The following is a 17,525-nucleotide window of genomic DNA, read 5'->3' as shown; positions in this document are numbered from 1 at the left end:
GGACGCTTCGGTCAAAGCTCAATGTCCACGCTGCAGGTGGCTGAAGCGTGGACAAACGGCTTTGACGGGGGTTAGGCCGAGCAGGAGTCGCACTCCTCCACTTCCAGGGACTTGCTGCGCACGTAGTAGAGCGTCTTCACGCCGGCGTGCCAGGCCTCGAGGTACAGGTTCAGCACCTGGCGCATCGTGTAGTCGTTGGTGATGTAGAGGTTCACGGACTGCGACTGGTCGATGTGCCGCTGGCGCACGCCGGCCGCGCGCACGGACCAGCGCTGGTCGATCACGTGGGCGGCCTTGTAGGACCAGAAGGTCTCCGGCGACAGGTCCGGCGCCACGCGCGGAAGCATCGAGCCCTTCTTCTCCTCGAGGAAGAACTTGCCCATCACGGGGTCGACGCCGGCGGTGGTGCCGCTGATGATCGACGTGGAGCTCGTGGGCGCGATGGCGAGCAGGTAGCCGTTGCGGACGCCCGTCTCGGCCACCCGGGCCGCCAGCGCCTGCCACTCGGGCGACTCGTACCGCCGCTTCGAGAAGTACTCGCCGGTCTGCCAGTCGCTGCCCTCGAACAGCGGGTACGCGCCGCGCTCCTCGGCCAGCTCGCAGGACGCCTCGATGGCGAGGCGGTTGATCCGCTCGAAGACCTCGTCGGCGAAGTCCAGGTGCTGCTGGCTCTCCCACGGGATCCGGCGCTTGGCCAGCATGTGGTGGTAGCCGGACGCGCCGAGGCCGATGGCCCGGTAGCGCTCGGTCGTGAGGTGGCTGTAGGGCAGCACCGGGTAGTTGAGGTCGATCACGTTGTCGAGGGCGCGCACGACGGAGCGGATGACGTCGCGCATCTCGTCCTCGTCCTCCACGTCCAGGCGCCCGAGCGTGAGCGACGCCAGGTTGCACACGACGAAGTCGCCCGGCTCGGTGGTCGTCACGACCACGGTCTCGCCGTCCACCTGAACGGTCTGCTGATCCACCGAGCGGATCGCGCTCGTGTTCTGGCAGATCTCCGTGCAGAGGTTGCTGCAGTAGATGACGCCGGCCTGCGGGTTGGGGTTCGCGCGGTTCACGGCGTCGCGGTTGAACGCGAACGGCGTGCCCGTCTCCACCGCGCTCTTGAGCACGAGACGGACGATGTCCTTGATCGTCATCGTGCGCTTCTCGATCTTCGGGTCGCTCACGCACTCCCAGTAGCGGCGCTCCCACTCCTCGCCCCAGAAGTCCTCGAGGTGGTAGCCGCGGGCCAGGAAGACCTCGTGCGGGTCCATCAGGTGCCACTCCTGGTCCAGGTCCTGCTCGGCCAGGCGCCAGAAGAGGTCCGGGTAGCAGACGGCCGGGAAGACGTCGTGGGCCTTCATGCGGTCGTCGCCGTTGTTGGTGCGGAGCTGCAGGAACTCCGGCAGGTCGCGATGCCAGGCGTCGAGGTACACGGCGACGGCGCCCTGGCGCACGCCGAGCTGGTCGACGGCGACGGCGGTGTCGTTGATCACGCGGATCCACCGGATCACGCCGCCGGCCGCGCCCTGGAAGCCTCGGATCGCGCTGCCCGTGGCGCGAACCTTGCCCAGGTAGAGGCCCATGCCGCCGCCGTACTTGGACACCTGGGCGAAGTTGGAGACGGACCGGTAGATGCCGGTGAGGCTGTCGGGCACCGTGTCGATGAAGCAGCTGGAGAGCTGGCTGAACGGCCGCCGCGCGTTCGAGAGCGTCGGCGTCGCCATCGTGACCTTCATCTCCGAGAGCATGTCGTAGAAGCGGCGCACCCAGGCCAGGCGGTCCTTGGGCTCGTTCAGCGCCAGGTGCAGCGCGATGCCCAGGAACGCCTCCTGCGGCCCCTCGAGCAGGTCGCCCGCGTGGGAGCGCACGCAGTAGCGGCGGCTGAAGAGGTCGAGGCCGGAGTAGTTGAAGAGGCCGTTGCGCCGCTCGTCCACGAACGTGCGGGCCTCCTCCAGCTCCTCGGGTGTGTAGCCGTCCACGATGTACTGGCCGTAGAGCCCCTGCCGCGCGAGGAACGCGAGGCGCTCGGCGTAGCCGGACACACCGAGCTCGGCCCAGCGGGCGTCCAGCTCGCGACGGAGCGACGCGGCCAACAGGCGCCCCGCGATGTACTCCCAGCGCGGGGCCTCTTGGGTGGTCAGCTCCACGGCCGCGCGGACGGCCACCTGGAGACGCTGGTCGGCCGTCATGCCCTCCTTCACGGCAGCCTGGACCTTGTTGAGGAGGAGCCCCAGGTCGTAGGCCTGACCGGGGAAGTCGCGCTGGATGCGCCGCAGCTCCGGCTCGAGGGCCGGGATGCCGATGGTGGCCGCGAGCGCCACGCGCGTGGCGCGCTTCTCGGCGCGCATGTGGCGGAACAGGATGTAGGACTTCGCGACCGCGTAGTGGCCGGTCTCCATCAGGGCCAGCTCCACGGCGTCCTGGATCCTCTCGACCTCGGGGGCCTGTGCGGTCTCGTCCTCCACCCGGGCGAGCAGGGCCTCCAGCTCCTCGGACGAGACCGTCTCCCCCACGTCGGCGAAGGCCCGTTCCATGGCCGAGACGATCTTGGCCGCGTCGTAGGCCTCGCGGCGGCCGTCTCGCTTGATCACGTCCAGTGCCCGGTCCATGTGTGCCCTTTCTATAGCGGTGCGCCAGCGGGGCCGGCGCTCGGGGACTCGTCGATCCGAGGGATTGTAGCCCGAAGGCCCCCACGGCGAGCCGGCTTGGGTCAGGAGACGGGCCCGCGCTCGCCGTTCCTCCACCCACGGGCCCGTCAGCGCCGGGCACCGGAGTTGTCCACTCATCGATGGTCAAATCAAGGGATATTTCAGAGGGTTCTGGGATGTTGTGGCTGAAGAAGAATTCCCGCCATTTCCTCGCCTACTATGGGCAGCGATATGGGTCGGGGCGTTCGCGCGCCGCACTCTGAGAATCTGTGCCGGCCGCAAGGGTGCCGGCGAGAGAGGGCTCGACGAAAGGAGCTTCACAGATGAGTGAGATCATTGACGTCTATGGCCGCGAGGTTCTGGACTCCCGCGGCAACCCGACCGTCGAGGTCGAGGTGACGTTGATTGACGGCTCGCAGGGCCGCGCCATCGTTCCCTCGGGTGCCTCCACCGGTCAGTTCGAGGCCGTCGAGCTCCGTGACGGCGACAACGAGCGCTACATGGGCAAGGGCGTCCTGGCTGCCGTCGACCACGTGAACAACGAGTGCGCCGACGCCATCATCGGCATGGACGCCACCTGCCAGCGCGCGATCGACGCCGCGCTGATCGCCGCGGACCCCACCGACAACAAGGGCACCCTCGGCGCCAACGCCATCCTCGGCTGCTCGCTGGCCGTCGCCCGCGCCGCCGCTGAGTCCGTGGGCCTGCCGCTGTACCAGTACCTCGGCGGCGTGAACGCGCACGTGCTCCCCACCCCGATGATGAACATCCTCAACGGCGGCGTGCACGCCGACAACAACGTGGACTTCCAGGAGTTCATGATCGTGCCGGCCGGCGCCCCGACCTTCTCCGAGTGCCTCCGCTGGTCCACGCAGGTCTACCACACCCTCAAGGGCCTGCTGAAGGACTCCGGCCACAGCACCGGCGTGGGCGACGAGGGCGGCTTCGCTCCCGACCTCAAGAACAACAAGGAGCCGCTGGAGTTCATCGTCAAGGCCATCGAGGCCGCGGGCTTTGAGCCGGGCAAGGACTTCTTCATCGCCATGGACCCGGCGACCTCCGAGCTCTACGACCCCGAGACCAAGACCTACAACCTCAAGGGCGAGGGCCGCGTGCTCACGTCCGACGAGATGATCGACTACTGGGCCGAGCTGGTCGAGGAGTTCCCGATCATCTCCATCGAGGACGGCCTGGACGAGGAGGACTGGGACGGCTGGAAGAAGCTCACCGAGCGCATCGGCGACAAGGTCCAGCTCGTGGGCGACGACCTCTTCGTGACCAACGTCAAGCGCCTCCAGAAGGGCATCGACAACGACTGCGCGAACGCGATCCTCGTCAAGGTGAACCAGATCGGCTCCCTCACTGAGTCCCTCGAGGCCATCCGCCTGGCCCAGCGCAACAAGTACGCCACCATCGTGTCCCACCGCTCCGGCGAGACCGAGGACACCACGATCGCCGACATCGCCGTGGCCACCAACGCCGGCCAGATCAAGACCGGCGCCCCGGCCCGCACCGACCGTGTCGCCAAGTACAACCAGCTGCTCCGCATCGAGGACGAGCTGGGCGACGCCGCCGTGTACGCCGGCCTCAACGGCTTTGTGGTGAAGCGCTAAACGAAATCGCACCGCCTGATGGGCGCCCGCTTCCTTCGGGAGGCGGGCGCTTTTTCGTGGACGCTTGGGAGAGAGCCATTTGTCCACGCCTGGACGGAAGGCTCTCTCCCAAGCGTCCGGGCTGCCTGCGCGGAAACGGTTCTCCGCAAAAGTCTGGGGCGATTTGCGGGGAAACGGCAGAGGGTTCCTCTCGAATTGGACAGTCACCTGCGGTTTTGCGTCGGCGTCTGCTTGCGGGGAGACGATTGCCCGCAAAACCCTGCGGGGAAACGGTTCCGCACAAGCTCAGGGGCGCCGAGACGTGCTCCGTGGCGCAGCTACTCGCCCTCGGGCACCGCGCCCAGACGCACCAAGTGCCTCGACATGAGGCCGGCGAGCACCTGCTGGAACATCGTGCCCACCATCACAGGGAACACGGTCGCGCCCGGGAAGAACTGCGCCGCGATGACCGCGCCGGCGCTGATGTTGCGCATGCCCGTGACGTACGTTGCCGTCACCACGTCGGCGACCGGGCGACGCATGCGACGCGCCACCAGCAGGCCCCAGACAAAGCCGGACGCGGCGAACACGAGGATGAACAGCGACACGGCGAGCGTCTCCCAGGTGGGATGCCGCAGATAGTCGGCCATCTCGGTGGAGTTGGTGGTGATGATGAGGACGAGCAGCATCTTGGCCGCCAGGCCGAGCGCGGGCGACAGACGCCGCTCTCCCCAGCCGTCGCCCCACCGGTGGCTCGCATCATTGACCGCCATGCCGAGCACAGCGGGGATCGCGATCATGTACGCCATCTGCCCCATCATGGCGGGCACGTCGAGCTGGATGTGCGCGCCCATCAAGGCCTCGAGCGTCAGCGGGATGGTGAACGGCGCGAGCACGGTGGACACGAGAATCGCCGACAGCCCCAGCGGCCGGTTGCCGCCGTACATGCCGATCCACAGGTACGCGACCACGGCCACGGGCACCGAGTACTCGAGCACAACGCCGGTGACGATGTCAGGGTCGCTGGCAAAGCACAGCATTGCGAACAGATACGCCACCACCGGCATGACAACGGTGCTTATCGTGAGCAGGAGCAGCAGGAAGGCCGGGCGCCGGAACACAGCGGCGACCTGCGAGAAGCGGTTGTTGAGCGCGCCCTGGAACGTGATGAACGCGAAGAGCGCAGGCACCCACGCGCGCACCGGAGCAAAGACCTCGGGAAACGCCACGCCAATCGCCACGCAGCAGGGAGCGATCCACGCCATGTGGGACCCAACGAGAGCCCCGATCCTGCGATACAGATTTGTAGTACCTGACAAAACGCTCCGTCCCCTTTTTCACATCAGGAAAGCGGGGAGCGCGCCACGGGCGGAGGCCTCCGCGATCTCCAGGAACGCCCGAGCCGCGCCGTCCTCCTCCACCGAGCCCACGGCATAGTTGGCCGCCTCGAGGACGCCCGGCTTGGCGTTCGCGACCGCCACCGAGTACGGGAAGGCCGCGAGCATCTCGATGTCGTTGTCGGAATCGCCGAACACGGCCACTTCGTCCTCCTCGAGGCCCATGACGCCGAGCAGCTCGCGGATGCCGCTGGCTTTGGAGCGGCCCTTGTTGGTGATGTCCCAGAGGATGGGCTCGGGCGTGGGCGAGACGAAGTCCAGGTCCGGGCACAGCGCCTCCATTTGGACGCGGAGCTGCTGGAAGTCCGGCGCCCCCGGCGCGCGGAAGCAGTGCACGTTGGCCTTGACCCAGCGGCGCTCGGGCACCTCGTCCACCACGACCGGGCCGCGGAACGCGATGTCGTACTGGCCGTTGAGCTCCTCCTGCGTGAGGCCGCCCACCGCCAGGGTGTCCGTCTCGTCGATGGCGTAGAGCACGGCGCCCGGCTTGTCCTTGAGGAACTCTCCGAGCCTCCGGAGCGTACGCCAGTCCACCTCGTGCTCGAAGACCTTCTCGCCGTCGAGGTAGCCCACCTGGCCGTTGCCCTGCACGGACGTCGCCCAGAGGTCGCGCTCATCGCCAAAGATGGGGTCGAGCATCCACGGCATGCGACCGGTGGCAGGGCCGAAGCGCACGCCGGCCTTCTGCAGCCGATGGATCGCGTGGCGCGCGAACGGCGTGAGGCGGGGACTGACCGGCGTGTTGACGAGGGTGTTGTCGAGGTCGGTGAGGACGAGTCGGATCAAGCGGGGCTCCCTTCATTGCCACGCCCTACCCTACCCAACCGGTCACGCGAATCGGCGCGCGACCGCCAATGTCTGGCCAAAGTGCCCAGAGCCGAAGAGCCGACAGTGCAGCAGGAGCGGCTGGAGCTGCATGAGCGGGACGCGGTCGCGCCAGCCGGGCCCGAGGGGCGAGACCTCGTCGTAGGCCGCGATGATGCGATCGAGGTGCGGCGCGCCGAAGAGCTGGAGCATCGCCAGGTCCTCCTCGGCGTGGCCGCCGCGGGCCATCGGGTCGATGAGAACGGCGCCCTGGGGCACGTCCGAGAAGAGCAGGTTGCCGGCCCAGAGGTCGCCATGGATGCGCGCGGGCTGGGCCGGTTGGAGAAGCCCGGGCTGTGGTGCGTCGAAGTCGCCGGCGGTCAGGCGGTCACAGAGCTTGGCGAACAACGCGGCCTCGCGGGTCCCCCAAACACGGGCGTCGACCAGCTCGCGCACCTGCGGCATGATGTGCACGCGGGCGTAACAGGCGCCCCAGGGCTCGGGGGCTGGCTGTTCCGGGACAATGGGCGTGAGCTGGCCAGAGATCCAATAACCCTCCGCGCCGGACCAGTTGGCAGGAGGCGCGCCCCAGTACGGCGCGGCGGCCGCATGCGTGCGGGCGAGTGCCCGGCCCGCAGCTTCGGCACGAGCGGCCGTGGCCGGCGCCGACGACACGCGCTGCTCGACCAGGCGGTCGCGCGTGGCCTCGAGTGGACGAGCCACGGGCAGGCCGCCGTTCGCTGTCGCCTCTCCTAGCCACGCGAGCGCCGCCGCTTCGCAACGCAAGTCGCTTCTCGGGTCGCGGTCGCGCTTCTCGAACATCTCGGCCATGGCGCCTCCCGGTGGGACGGACAGGTCAGGCACCAGTGTCCCACGTGGACGCTTCGGTCAAAGCCCTCTGTCCAACCGTGGACAAACGGCTCTCTTCGAAGCGTCCAACCGTGGACAAACGGCTCTCTCCGAAGCGTCCACGCAAAAGCGGGACGGCCGCCGAAGCGACCGCCCCGCCGGGACAGCGATGGTGCGATGGGGGTTACTCGACCTCGTCCACGATCTTCTTGGCGTCCTTGGCGCCGGCGTCGACGACCTTCTTGACGTCCTTCGCGGCCTCGTCGATGGCCTTCTTGTCCTCACGGGCCTCCTCGCGGGCCTCGCGGGCCTCCTCGCGCTCTTCCTTGTGCTCCTCGTGATGCTCGCGAATCTCGTCGAGCTTCTCCTCGACCTTCTCCTTGAAGTCAGCCATGACGCACACTCCCTTAAATCGATACGTGTGAAACCGTTCTAGGGGACATGTACCCCTCCGAGGACACGGTTTACGGGAGACAACCGTTTCACACATCAGTGTCATATCACCGGCGCTGGGCGTGGACAAACGGCTCTCTCCCAAGCGTCCACAGGCCAGAAGCATTTACCGCTGGTCAACGCGAGTGTGTCCTTTTCAGTCCTTCGCAAGGCGCGGCGCCGCCCCCATACTCAAAGCCACAACGAACCCCAAGAGCTGCGCAGCCACCGGGATCGTCCATCACACGGACAACCAGTGAGGTTCCTGGGGAGAATCGAAACTGCCTGCCCGCCCTCCTGAGCGCCGCTACCGCCATTGTCGTGGGCTTCGCCTCCGCCTTCGTGGTCTATCCGCGCGTCGCTAAGAACGAGCAGGTCGAGAGGGTCGCGGAAGCCTCCGCCGAGAGGGCCGCCGCTGAGCCCGCCTCCCAGACCGCCAGCGCCCAGCTGATCGCCCCCATCACCGGCGAGGTCAAGCCGCTCTCCGAGTGCCCCGACGACGTCTTCTCCAGCGGCATGCTCGACGACGGCGTCATGATCGAGCCCACGGACGGCAAGCTCTATGCCCCCTGCGACGGTGAGCTCACGATGCTCTTCGACACCCTGCACGCGATGGGCATCAAGGCCGACAACGGCGCCGAGCTCATGATCCACGTGGGCATGGACACCGTCAACCTCGGCGGCAAGGGCTTCACCCCGCACGTTCAGGCCGGCGAGCGCATCACCGCAGGCCAGCTGCTGATGGAATTCGACATGGACTACATCCGCTTCCAGAACCTGCCGCTCGCAACGCCGGTGGTCGTCACCAACTACGCGGACTACCCGGACGCCGTGAAGCAACTCGGCTCCATGAGCCACGGCGACTTGCTGATGGCCCTCTAGTTCCCCGCTTCCTTCCCGGCCAGGCCGCCCCTGCCTCCCAGGGGCGGCCTCGGGCATCCGTATCTCCTCCGGCACTTCCAGGTGGACGTCGCGAGCGCTGTCGAGGCGACGCTGGCCGTGGCGACGGACGAGTTTGCCGCCAAGCACGGCTGCGTGATCTACACGGGCGGCGGGTTCGCCGAGAACTGGCAGGCCATTGAGCCGTTGACGGCCCTCTGTCTGGACAAGGCGGCACTGCGAGGCGCGGCGGAATGTTTGCACGACCGGCTCGCGCAGCGCGGCATCTTTGTGGGCACGGTGCTGGTCTCGGGCGTGGTGGACCCGGAGAACGAGCGCTACAAGCCGGACGCCATCGCCGAGCAGTACTGGTCCCTGCACGAGCACCGCGACCGCGTGGCGGTGGCGTACCGATGATGCGACGAAACCCGACGGGTTTTGTCTCACTCGAACGCCTCCGACACCGCGCCGCTTGTTTTAGCCAGCGCAGAAGCGAAACGGCCCTGCTCGCTTTGCGGGACGCCCAGCTGTCGGGCCTGCCCAACCAGCCCGGCGACCGCGCGACCGGTCTGCTGCGCAATGGCCGCCGCGCGTTCCCCGAGCACCCCGACGTATTCCGCGAACTCCGGCAGGGCCCGAGCGCATGCCATGGCTTCGGTCTCCCCTAACACCCCCGTCACCCGTCGTGTGGCAAGCGACGGGTCCGGGTTCACATCAAAGAGCGGCGACAGCCGCCAGCCCCCTGCTCCTCTCAATAAGCCAAGGTTCCGCAGGTGGTCGTCCGTGTTGTTCGCCGCCACCGAGAAGCACACGCGGCGGAACAGTTCCTCCAGAGCCCGGCTCGGCTCTCGGCAGGTTGCCCGCACTCGATCCGCGACGTCTGCATAGTCATAAAGGTCGCCCGGCTTGCCGCCCACCAAGGACAGCCCGCTCAGATAAGGTACGCGCCGACCGTCAAGAAGACCATCCCGTCGGTCAAAACGCAGGGTCAACAGCCCGTGCGCGGCACCCAGCCTCACCGTGCGCGAAGCCGGAACCCCAATACCAGCAGCGCGAGCGCACTCCAAAGTCGCCGCTTCCCAGGCCAGCACGTCCCACTCATCGGCCTCGTGCGGGAACTTGGCCAACCAGAGCCGGCCACTGTCCACCACAGACGCCTTGGGGCGCGCCCCTCCGAGAGAACCAGAGCCCGCGTCGAGCAGCTCCTTGACCGCTTCCTGGCTCGCTTCGCCAGCCGAAACCTGCCGAGCAGCATCTGCGAGTCGGGTCAGCTCAACCATCGGCGGAATGCCGGAGCCAGCCGAAAGAAAGTCCGGACCTTCCGGCAAGGCCAGCCGAAGCGCACCCTGCCGACTCACGTCCAGCACTCCCATCAGATAGTCCACGTCGTCCAGCATGCGACCGCCCAGGCCCAAATCCGCAGCGTCGCGCTTGATAAGCAACCGACCCCAACGGTCGGGAGAAGCATCAGAGAGTGCCCCGGGAAGCCCGGAGCCATGCCAGGACCCTGTGCGCAGCGACAGTTCCGGCGAGATGGCGAACGCACCGGGCCATGCCAGGAACGACTCGTCATAGGAAAACGTCGTGGTCAGCTCGCCACGACGGACCGAGGAGCGTAACAGCCCCACACGCCGAGGCGCCTCGGTGCCATCAAGCCAAATGGTCAGCGTTGGAACCATCGCTCACCTCCTCACTCGCTGCGGCAGCTCCTGCTCGGCCCGCACGCGCCCGAGCGTGGTCTCCATAGGATCGAGGGCCTGCTCAACCGCTTCCAGCGAGTCCAGTACGTCGCACACCGAGAGGAACGTGCCGAGCGACACTGACGGGTCGCCGTGCTCCAGACGAGAAATCGTCGAGCGGCTCACGCCCGCGCGCTCCGCGAGCTCGCCAGACTGGATGCCGAGCAGCTTGCGCCATGTAGCGATGCTCGTCCCCAGCTCTTGAGCCGTACGCTGGACTCTGAAGGAAAGGCGCTTGGACATAGCTTCGCGTCTGCTTTCTGACTGGCTACTTCATTTAGCGTCGTTTTTATCATACGCTAATTCGCATCGCACAATGGCGGGACGGATGCTTGAGAGAGAGCTAAATGTCCAACCGTGGACAACCGGCTCTCTCTCAAGCGTCCACGCCGCTTATTCGCTGACCTTCTCGTGACCAAAGCCGCGGGGCAGGCACACGAGGAAGCCGAGGCCCACCAGCGTGCTGATGATGGACGCGCCCACGAGCACCGGCTGCACGCCAAAGGCCTCCGCCAAGAACGGCGCCACGAACAGAGGCAGGATCCCCGCGCACTGACCGCCGATGCTGATCGTGGAGATCACGCGACCGGTCACCGAGAGGTCCGTGCGCTCCTGCGCGAGCATCGTGATGGTGGGGTCGAGGAACGCGAACCCGAAGCCCGTCACCACCTGGCCGGCCGCGGCGCACCACACGTTGGACGTGCCCACGTAGAGCCACGATCCCAGCCCCGTCACGAGCAGCATCAGCGCCGCGCCGTGCAGGCTGACCAGCCTCTGCGCGCGCCCTTTCGCGGCCATCATGCCGACGGACCCCACCACGGACCCCACGCCAAGCGCCGCGACCAGCCACCCGAGCCAGTCCACGGACACGTTGAGCACGTCGCGGTAGAACAGCGACTCCAGCGAGTCGAACGCGCCGTAGCAGAAGAAGCCGAAGAAGCACATGCAGAACATCACGAGCAGCGCGGGCGTGCGGAACGTCACCGAGAACCCCTCGAGCACGTAGCCGAGGCCGTGCCGCTCGGACGCGTCGGCCTTGCCAGGCCCCACGTCCGTCCCCGCCGCGCTCAACGTCATCCTCAGCACGACGCCCCACGCCACCAGCGTGAACGCCGTGGCCACAAAGAACACGGCGCGCACCGGGAACACCAACGTCACCGCGCCGCCGAGAAGCGGGCCTGCCACCAGCGCGATGTTGTCCGCCAATGCCAAGAGGCCGTTCGCGCTCTGATAGCGATCCGGAACCACCAGGTAGGGCGGCAGCGTCTTGTACGCCGTGTTGAGCACGCCCGTCAGCAGCGACCAGGCCGCCATCACCACGCACAGCACGGCGAACGTGGACAGCACGAGCGCGTTCACCAGGAACACCGCCACCATGACCAGCAGGGACCGCACGAGCGTGGCCTTGGGGCCGAAGCGGTCCACCACTGGGCCTGCGACCGCATTGCCCACGACGATGGACAGGTTCCCCAGCAGCATCAGCGCCGAGATGCCAAAGGCGTCCATCCCCAGCTCGTAGGTGGCAATGCCGAGCAGCCCCACGAAGTAGCTGCAGTGCACGCCCAAACGTTGGAACAGCCGTGAGAAGAAGAGCCGCGCCTCACCGCCGCGCGGGAGGGCGGACGAAACCGCATAAGCCATGAAAAAGGCTCCTTATCGGATCAGCAACGAGCAAGACAAAGGAGGGAACGAGCTATGACGCGACCACGAACCCGCTGGTGAAGACCAACAATCCGGTGGCTGCCATAGTCTGCCCTCCTCACGCTCCTGTCCGACTTCAGAGACTGCGTGCCACCCTAGCGGAAAACGGGGGACGGTGCCAGCGCCGATCGGGGATTTGTCCAGACATTCGTGTCTCGGCTATTTCCCCTCACGTAAGGGGTATTTTGTTCAGGTCACATCTCATCGACGCTAAGGAACCACCCATGGCAGAACCTCTGCTCTCGGTCCGCGACCTCACGGCAAGCGCGGACGACAAGACCATCCTGCACGGTATCGACCTCGCGATCGACCCGGGGACCTGTCACGTGCTCATGGGCCCGAACGGCGCCGGCAAGTCGACCCTCGGCCATGTGCTGATGGGCGACCCGGTCTACACCGTGGGCTCCGGCACCATCGAGTTCGCCGGCGAGGACGTCACGGACCTCTCGGCCGACAAGCGCTCGCTCGCCGGCATGTTCCTCTCGTTCCAGGCCCCGGTGGAGATTCCCGGCGTGCCGCTGTACAGCTTCCTGCGCACCATCTGCCAGAAGCGCCCGGACCTCAAGATGACCGCGCGCCAGTTCCGCAAGCACGTGACCGCGCTCGCCGAGGAGCTGGAGATGGACCCGGCCTACCTCACGCGCGACCTCGGCGTGGGGTTCTCCGGTGGCGAGAAGAAGAAGGTGGAGATGCTCCAGCTGCTCCTCCTCGAGCCCAAGCTCGCCATCCTCGACGAGACCGACTCCGGCCTCGACGTCGACGCGCTCGGCGTCGTGTCCCGCGGCATCGCCGCCTATCGCGAGCGCACCGGCGGCGCGCTGCTCGTCATCACGCACAACACGCGCATCCTCGAGCGCCTCGACGTGGACGAGACCCATGTGATGGTGAACGGCCGCATCGTGGCCAACGGCGACGCCGCGCTTATCCCGAACATCGATGCAAACGGCTTCGAGCAGTTCGAGGAGGCCGTGGCCGTCGCGGAAGCCGCCGACGCCACGGTCATGGCCGAGAACGCGTGTCAGGAGTAGCCGTGTCCGATACCACCTACCAAAGCGAGCTCACCTCCGCAGAGGCCTCCGGTGGCGAGCGCGTTCGCACGAACGTGGCCGACGTCGACCGCTCGCTCTATGACTTCGTGAAGTCCGAGGAGGGCTACGAGCGCTTCGAGGACGGGCTGTCGCCCCAGATCGTCGAGGAGATCAGCCGCAAGAAGGATGAGCCCCAGTGGATGCTCGACCTGCGCCTCCGCTCCCTCCAGATCTACGAGAACACCCCGATGCCCGCCAACTGGGGCCCCTCCATCGAGGGCCTCGACATGGCCAACATCTCCACCTACGTGACCTCCGGCCACGAGCAGGTGGACTCCTGGGACGAGGTGCCCGAGGACATCAAGGACACCTTCGAGCGCCTCGGCATCCCCGAGGCGGAGCGCACGAGCCTCGCCGGCGTCGGCGCCCAGTACGACTCCGAACTCGTCTACCACAACATGCGCGAGGAAGTGGCCGAGCTGGGCGTGGTCTACTCCGGCATCGAGGAGGCCCTCCACGGCCCCTTTGAGGAGCTGATCCGCGAGCACTTCATGAAGCTCGTGCCGCCGACGGACCACAAGTTCGCGGCGCTCCATGGCGCGGTGTGGTCCGGCGGCTCCTTTGTGTACGTGCCGGCCGGCGTCACCGTGCCGTTCCCGCTGCAGAGCTACTTCCGCCTCAACGCGGCGGGAGCGGGCCAGTTCGAGCACACCCTCATCATCGTGGAGCCGGGCGCCGACCTGCACTTCATCGAGGGCTGTTCGGCACCCAAGTACAACGTGGCCAACCTCCACGCCGGGTGCGTGGAGCTCTTCGTGGGCAAGGGCGCGCGCCTGCGCTACTCCACGATCGAGAACTGGTCCAAGAACATGTACAACCTCAACACCAAGCGCGCCCGCGTGGAGGAGGACGGCACCATCGAGTGGGTCTCCGGCTCGTTCGGCAGCCACGTGAGCTACCTCTACCCGTCGAGCCTCCTGGTGGGCAAGCGCGCGGCCTGCGAGTTCACCGGCATCACGTTCGCCGGCGCCACGCAGAACCTCGACACCGGCTGCAAGGTGCACATGTCCGCGCCGGACACCCGCGCGAGCGTCTCCACCAAGTCCATCTCCAAGGGCGGCGGCATCTCCACGTTCCGCAGCTCCGTGACCGTGACCCCGCGCGCCGACCGCGCCCGTGCCACCGTCAGCTGCCAGAGCCTCATGCTCGACGACCGGAGCGTCTCGGACACCATCCCGGCCATGGACATCCGCAACCGCACCGCGCAGGTGGGCCACGAGGCCACCATCGGCCGCATCTCCGACGACACGATCCTCTACCTGATGAGCCGCGGCGTCCCCGAGCAGGAGGCCCGCGCGATGATCGTGAACGGCTTCGCGGAGCCCATCAGCAAGGAGCTGCCGCTGGAGTACGCGGTCGAGATGAACAACCTGATCAAGCTCGAGATGGAAGGGGCGATTGGCTAGTGAGCGATAAGCGAACGATCGCCCTGCGGAGCGAAGCCGTCGCGGCCAGCTCGGCGCCAGCCGAGGTGCCCGCCACGGCGCCCAAAAGAGACAATCTCTCAGTGACGATGACCGCACTCGAGATGGAAGGGGCGATCGGCTAGTGAGCGACCTGAGAACGCTGCAGCACGTCAACGCTGCCCCTGCCCAGACCTGGAACTGGCTCAAGATCAACGAGACGGCCGTGGGCGTGCCCGTGCCGGCGGATGTGGCCGCCCAGGTCGACGCCGACGGCTGGCAGCCCCTCGTGAACACCGATGTGCCCGAGCAGGCGCAGGGCGTCCTCATGGGCGCCGGCACCCAGGCCACCGGATGGATCGACGCCTGTGCCACGCAGCGCGCCACCGTCACGGTCCCCGCCGCGTCCTACGCCGAGGAGCCCGTCCTGGTGTTCCTCGACGCGGCCCAGGGCACCGTTGCGCAGACCACTGTCGTGCTCGAGGAGGACGCCTCCGCGCAGGTGCTCGTGTGCGCGCTCGGCCGCGAGACGGACGCCGGCACCACCGGCTCGGCCCTGCGCCTTGTGCTCGCCGATGGCGCCGAGGCCGAGGTGGACCTCCTCGTCGCCCAGGGCCCCGGGCAGCGCCACGTGGACGACCTCGGCGCCGCCCTCGGCGAGGACGCCCGGCTCACCCTGCGCCAGTACGTGCTCGGGAGCGAGCAAGCGGCCGTGGGCGTCGCCGTGGAGCTGCTCGGCCGGAACGCCGCCCTTGATGCCAACCTCCGCTACGTCACCCGCGCGGCCGAGGCCACGGACGTCAGCTACCAGTCCATCCACGAGGGCCGCAAGACGCGCACCGACATCGTCGCCGCCGGCGTGATCACGGGCGACGGCTCCAAGGTGCTCCGCGCCACCATCGACCTCGCCCACGGCTGCAAGGGCGCCGAGGGCTCGGAGGCCGAGACCGTCGTGCTCGCCGGCGACCAGGTGGTCAACAAGACCCTGCCAGTGATCCTCTGCTCCGAGGACGACGTCGCGGGCAACCATGGCGCCACGATCGGCTCGCTCAGCGAGGAGCAGCTGTTCTACCTGGCCTGCCGCGGCCTCACCGAGGAGGACGCCACCGGCCTTATGACCACGGCCATCGTCGACGACGCGGCGGCGTCGCTGCCCGCCGAGGCCGCCGCCGCGGTCGTTGAGTGGGCGAGATGGTCGCTCGGCCCGGACGCCGCCGAGAGCGCCGCCACCGCTGCCGAACTGGCCGGCCACGACCTTGAGGAGGTCCCTGCGTGAGCAAGCTATTCGACGGCCCTCTGACCGTGGCGCCGGGGCTCGACCCCGCGGTCGCCGCGAACATCGACGAGAACCCCTACCGGGCGGACTTCCCGCTTTTGGCCAACAGCCCGGGCCTCGCGTTCCTCGACTCCGCCGCCACGGCGCAGCGTCCCGAGTGCGTGCTCGAGGCGCAGAAGGTGTTCTACGAGACGATGAACGCGAACCCGCTCCGTGGTCTCTACGGCCTCTCGATCGAGGCCACCGAGGAGATCAACGAGGCCCGCGCGACAGTGGCGCGGTTCATCGGCGCCGACGACCCCCGCGAGGTCATCTTCACGCGCAACACGAGCGAGTCGCTCAACCTGGCCGCACGATCGCTCGGCGACCTGCTGTTGAAGCCCGGCGACCAGGTGGTCATCTCCGTGATGGAGCACCACTCGAACCTGATTCCCTGGCAGCAGGTCTGCGCCGAGAAGGGCGCGGAGCTCGTCTACCTCTATCCCAACGACGAGGGGCTGCTGACCCCGGAGGAGATCGAGGCCAAGATCGGCCCGAAGACGAGGATCGTCTCCATCGCCCATGTGTCCAACGTGCTCGGCGTCGAGAACCCGGTGCACGCCATCGCGGACCGTGCCCACGAGATGGGCGCCGTGTGCGTCGTGGACGCCGCGCAGTCCGCCCCGCACATCAAGATCGACGTCAAGGAGCTGGGCTGCGACCTCCTCGCCTTCTCGGCGCACAAGGTCTTCGGGCCCCTCGGCATCGGTGTGCTCTGGGGCAAGATGGCCCTGCTCGAGAAGATGCCGCCGTTCCTGACCGGCGGCGAGATGATCGACTCCGTCACCGAGACCGAGGCCGTCTGGGCGCCGGTGCCCGAGAAGTTCGAGGCCGGCACCCAGGACGCCGCCGGCATCGCCGCGACGGCCGTGGCGCTGGACTACGTCGACGAGGTGGGCCTCGACGCGATCGAGGCCCGCGAGGACGCGCTCGTCGCGGAGCTGGACGCCCGCCTCCGCGCGATTCCCGGCGTCACGGTGTACGGCCCCACCGACGCCACGAAGCGCCACGGCGTGGTCGCGTTCAACCTGGAGGGCGTGCACCCGCACGACGTCGCGAGCCTCCTGGACTCCAAGGACGTCTGCATTCGCGCCGGCCACCACTGCGCGCAGCCGCTGCTCACCTACCTGGGCTGCGACAGCACCAACCGGGCGTCCGTCGCGTTCTACAACGACCGTTCCGACATCGACCAGCTGGTGGACGGCATCGAGTTCGTGAGAGGGATCTTCCATGGGAGCTGCTGACCTGTACACGCCCGCGCTGCTCGAGCACTGCAACCATCCCGACTACAACTACGAGATGGAGGACGCGACGCACGTCCACGAGGGCATCAACCCGAGCTGCGGCGACGACCTGACGCTCCACCTCAAGCTGGCCGACGACGGCACCATCGCGGACGCGTCCTGGACGGGGGCCGGCTGTGCCGTGTCCAAGGCGAGCGCGGACATGATGAGCGACCTGCTCATCGGTGCCACAGCGGACGAGGCGAGAGAGCTGGCCGAGAGCTTCGGCAAGCTCGTGCGCGGCGAGGAGCTCACGGCCGAGCAGCTGGAGGACCTCGACGAGGCCGCGTGCCTCTCCTCCATCTCCCACATGCCGGCCCGCGTGAAGTGCGCCGAGCTGGCCTGGCGCACGATGGAGGAGATGCTCAACGGCGCGAGCGACCCCACCACCACGGAAGAGGGCTGAGGCG

At 67.6% G+C, this 17,525-nt stretch carries 17 protein-coding genes; 9 read left to right on the top strand and 8 right to left on the bottom strand.

From position 1 onward, the window contains the following. Positions 1 to 71 precede the first annotated feature (71 nt). Entirely contained in the window at positions 72 to 2,594 is a 2,523-nt protein-coding gene (locus QJ043_RS00550) for a ribonucleoside-diphosphate reductase subunit alpha (RefSeq protein ID WP_283712221.1), read from the bottom strand. 362 nt (positions 2,595 to 2,956) lie between these two features. On the opposite strand from QJ043_RS00550, the gene eno reads away from it, so the two are divergent. After that, on the top strand, positions 2,957 to 4,246 hold the full coding sequence (eno, locus tag QJ043_RS00545) for a phosphopyruvate hydratase (protein WP_283712220.1): 1,290 nt from the start codon (positions 2,957 to 2,959) through the stop codon (positions 4,244 to 4,246). A gap of 317 nt (positions 4,247 to 4,563) precedes the next feature. Here the strand turns inward: eno and QJ043_RS00540 are convergent, their stop codons facing one another. The 4 genes from QJ043_RS00540 to QJ043_RS00525 form a co-directional block, all read right to left on the bottom strand. Continuing rightward, complete coding sequence (locus QJ043_RS00540; protein ID WP_283712219.1) at positions 4,564 to 5,490, bottom strand: bile acid:sodium symporter family protein; 927 nt, start codon at positions 5,488 to 5,490, stop codon at positions 4,564 to 4,566. Between the two features lie 72 nt (positions 5,491 to 5,562). Then, a complete protein-coding gene (locus QJ043_RS00535; protein ID WP_283722692.1) occupies positions 5,563 to 6,408 on the bottom strand; it encodes an HAD family hydrolase in 846 nt (281 codons plus the stop codon). Positions 6,409 to 6,450: 42 nt separating this feature from the next. After that, positions 6,451 to 7,257 (bottom strand): fructosamine kinase family protein, encoded by an 807-nt coding sequence (locus QJ043_RS00530; protein ID WP_283712217.1) that lies wholly within the window; start codon positions 7,255 to 7,257, stop codon positions 6,451 to 6,453. A gap of 202 nt (positions 7,258 to 7,459) precedes the next feature. Next, a complete protein-coding gene (locus QJ043_RS00525; protein ID WP_283712216.1) occupies positions 7,460 to 7,669 on the bottom strand; it encodes a hypothetical protein in 210 nt (69 codons plus the stop codon). A 359-nt stretch (positions 7,670 to 8,028) separates the two neighbouring features. Here QJ043_RS00525 and QJ043_RS00520 point away from each other — a divergent pair, with 359 nt between their 5' ends. Beyond that, complete coding sequence (locus QJ043_RS00520) at positions 8,029 to 8,589, top strand: PTS sugar transporter subunit IIA (RefSeq protein WP_283712215.1); 561 nt, start codon at positions 8,029 to 8,031, stop codon at positions 8,587 to 8,589. Positions 8,590 to 8,670: 81 nt separating this feature from the next. Continuing rightward, positions 8,671 to 9,003, top strand: a complete 333-nt coding sequence (locus QJ043_RS00515) for a Rossmann-fold NAD(P)-binding domain-containing protein (protein ID WP_283722691.1) — start codon at positions 8,671 to 8,673, stop codon at positions 9,001 to 9,003. Between the two features lie 26 nt (positions 9,004 to 9,029). Here QJ043_RS00515 and QJ043_RS00510 read toward each other — a convergent pair whose 3' ends face one another. The 3 genes from QJ043_RS00510 to QJ043_RS00500 form a co-directional block, all read right to left on the bottom strand. Continuing rightward, entirely contained in the window at positions 9,030 to 10,265 is a 1,236-nt protein-coding gene (locus tag QJ043_RS00510) for a type II toxin-antitoxin system HipA family toxin (RefSeq protein WP_283712213.1), read from the bottom strand. A gap of 3 nt (positions 10,266 to 10,268) precedes the next feature. After that, a complete protein-coding gene (locus QJ043_RS00505) occupies positions 10,269 to 10,568 on the bottom strand; it encodes a helix-turn-helix domain-containing protein (RefSeq protein WP_283712212.1) in 300 nt (99 codons plus the stop codon). 150 nt (positions 10,569 to 10,718) lie between these two features. Beyond that, the gene (locus QJ043_RS00500; RefSeq protein WP_283712211.1) at positions 10,719 to 11,966 is read right to left on the bottom strand and encodes an MFS transporter; all 1,248 of its coding nucleotides are present in this window, start codon (positions 11,964 to 11,966) and stop codon (positions 10,719 to 10,721) included. A gap of 284 nt (positions 11,967 to 12,250) precedes the next feature. Here QJ043_RS00500 and sufC point away from each other — a divergent pair, with 284 nt between their 5' ends. The 6 genes from sufC to sufU all read left to right on the top strand — a co-directional run bounded on the left by sufC (position 12,251) and on the right by sufU (position 17,521). Next, positions 12,251 to 13,054: a Fe-S cluster assembly ATPase SufC gene (sufC, locus tag QJ043_RS00495; protein ID WP_283712210.1), complete on the top strand. Its 804-nt coding sequence runs from the start codon at positions 12,251 to 12,253 to the stop codon at positions 13,052 to 13,054. A 74-nt stretch (positions 13,055 to 13,128) separates the two neighbouring features. Next, positions 13,129 to 14,520: a Fe-S cluster assembly protein SufB gene (sufB, locus tag QJ043_RS00490; RefSeq protein ID WP_430538463.1), complete on the top strand. Its 1,392-nt coding sequence runs from the start codon at positions 13,129 to 13,131 to the stop codon at positions 14,518 to 14,520. After that, the gene (locus QJ043_RS00485) at positions 14,520 to 14,663 is read left to right on the top strand and encodes a hypothetical protein (RefSeq protein ID WP_283712208.1); all 144 of its coding nucleotides are present in this window, start codon (positions 14,520 to 14,522) and stop codon (positions 14,661 to 14,663) included. Before sufB ends, QJ043_RS00485 begins: the two co-directional genes overlap by 1 nt. Continuing rightward, complete coding sequence (locus QJ043_RS00480) at positions 14,663 to 15,793, top strand: SufB/SufD family protein (RefSeq protein WP_283712207.1); 1,131 nt, start codon at positions 14,663 to 14,665, stop codon at positions 15,791 to 15,793. Before QJ043_RS00485 ends, QJ043_RS00480 begins: the two co-directional genes overlap by 1 nt. Then, the gene (locus tag QJ043_RS00475; protein ID WP_283712206.1) at positions 15,790 to 17,076 is read left to right on the top strand and encodes an aminotransferase class V-fold PLP-dependent enzyme; all 1,287 of its coding nucleotides are present in this window, start codon (positions 15,790 to 15,792) and stop codon (positions 17,074 to 17,076) included. The genes QJ043_RS00480 and QJ043_RS00475 overlap by 4 nt, the downstream gene beginning before the upstream one ends. Next, positions 17,063 to 17,521, top strand: coding sequence for a Fe-S cluster assembly sulfur transfer protein SufU (sufU, locus tag QJ043_RS00470; protein ID WP_283712205.1), 459 nt, complete (start codon positions 17,063 to 17,065; stop codon positions 17,519 to 17,521). The genes QJ043_RS00475 and sufU overlap by 14 nt, the downstream gene beginning before the upstream one ends. The last annotated feature ends 4 nt before the right edge of the window (positions 17,522 to 17,525 follow it).

It is taken from the genome of Kribbibacterium absianum (assembly GCF_030067705.1).
In the GTDB taxonomy this organism is placed as follows: domain Bacteria; phylum Actinomycetota; class Coriobacteriia; order Coriobacteriales; family Atopobiaceae; genus Kribbibacterium; species Kribbibacterium absianum.
Note: the sequence above shows the minus strand (reverse complement) of the source record. Positions and strands in the feature narration are given on the sequence as shown.

What these genes read in the sequence shown, in the direction of transcription:
- QJ043_RS00510 (WP_283712213.1), bottom strand. Translation starts at nt 10,265, where the DNA reads ATGGTTCCAACGCTGACCATTTGGCTTGATGGCACCGAGGCGCCTCGG.
- QJ043_RS00530 (WP_283712217.1), bottom strand. Translation starts at nt 7,257, where the DNA reads ATGGCCGAGATGTTCGAGAAGCGCGACCGCGACCCGAGAAGCGACTTG.
- QJ043_RS00500 (WP_283712211.1), bottom strand. Translation starts at nt 11,966, where the DNA reads ATGGCTTATGCGGTTTCGTCCGCCCTCCCGCGCGGCGGTGAGGCGCGG.
- sufC (WP_283712210.1), top strand. Translation starts at nt 12,251, where the DNA reads ATGGCAGAACCTCTGCTCTCGGTCCGCGACCTCACGGCAAGCGCGGAC.
- QJ043_RS00505 (WP_283712212.1), bottom strand. Translation starts at nt 10,568, where the DNA reads ATGTCCAAGCGCCTTTCCTTCAGAGTCCAGCGTACGGCTCAAGAGCTG.
- eno (WP_283712220.1), top strand. Translation starts at nt 2,957, where the DNA reads ATGAGTGAGATCATTGACGTCTATGGCCGCGAGGTTCTGGACTCCCGC.
- QJ043_RS00525 (WP_283712216.1), bottom strand. Translation starts at nt 7,669, where the DNA reads ATGGCTGACTTCAAGGAGAAGGTCGAGGAGAAGCTCGACGAGATTCGC.
- QJ043_RS00550 (WP_283712221.1), bottom strand. Translation starts at nt 2,594, where the DNA reads ATGGACCGGGCACTGGACGTGATCAAGCGAGACGGCCGCCGCGAGGCC.
- QJ043_RS00540 (WP_283712219.1), bottom strand. Translation starts at nt 5,490, where the DNA reads ATGGCGTGGATCGCTCCCTGCTGCGTGGCGATTGGCGTGGCGTTTCCC.
- sufU (WP_283712205.1), top strand. Translation starts at nt 17,063, where the DNA reads ATGGGAGCTGCTGACCTGTACACGCCCGCGCTGCTCGAGCACTGCAAC.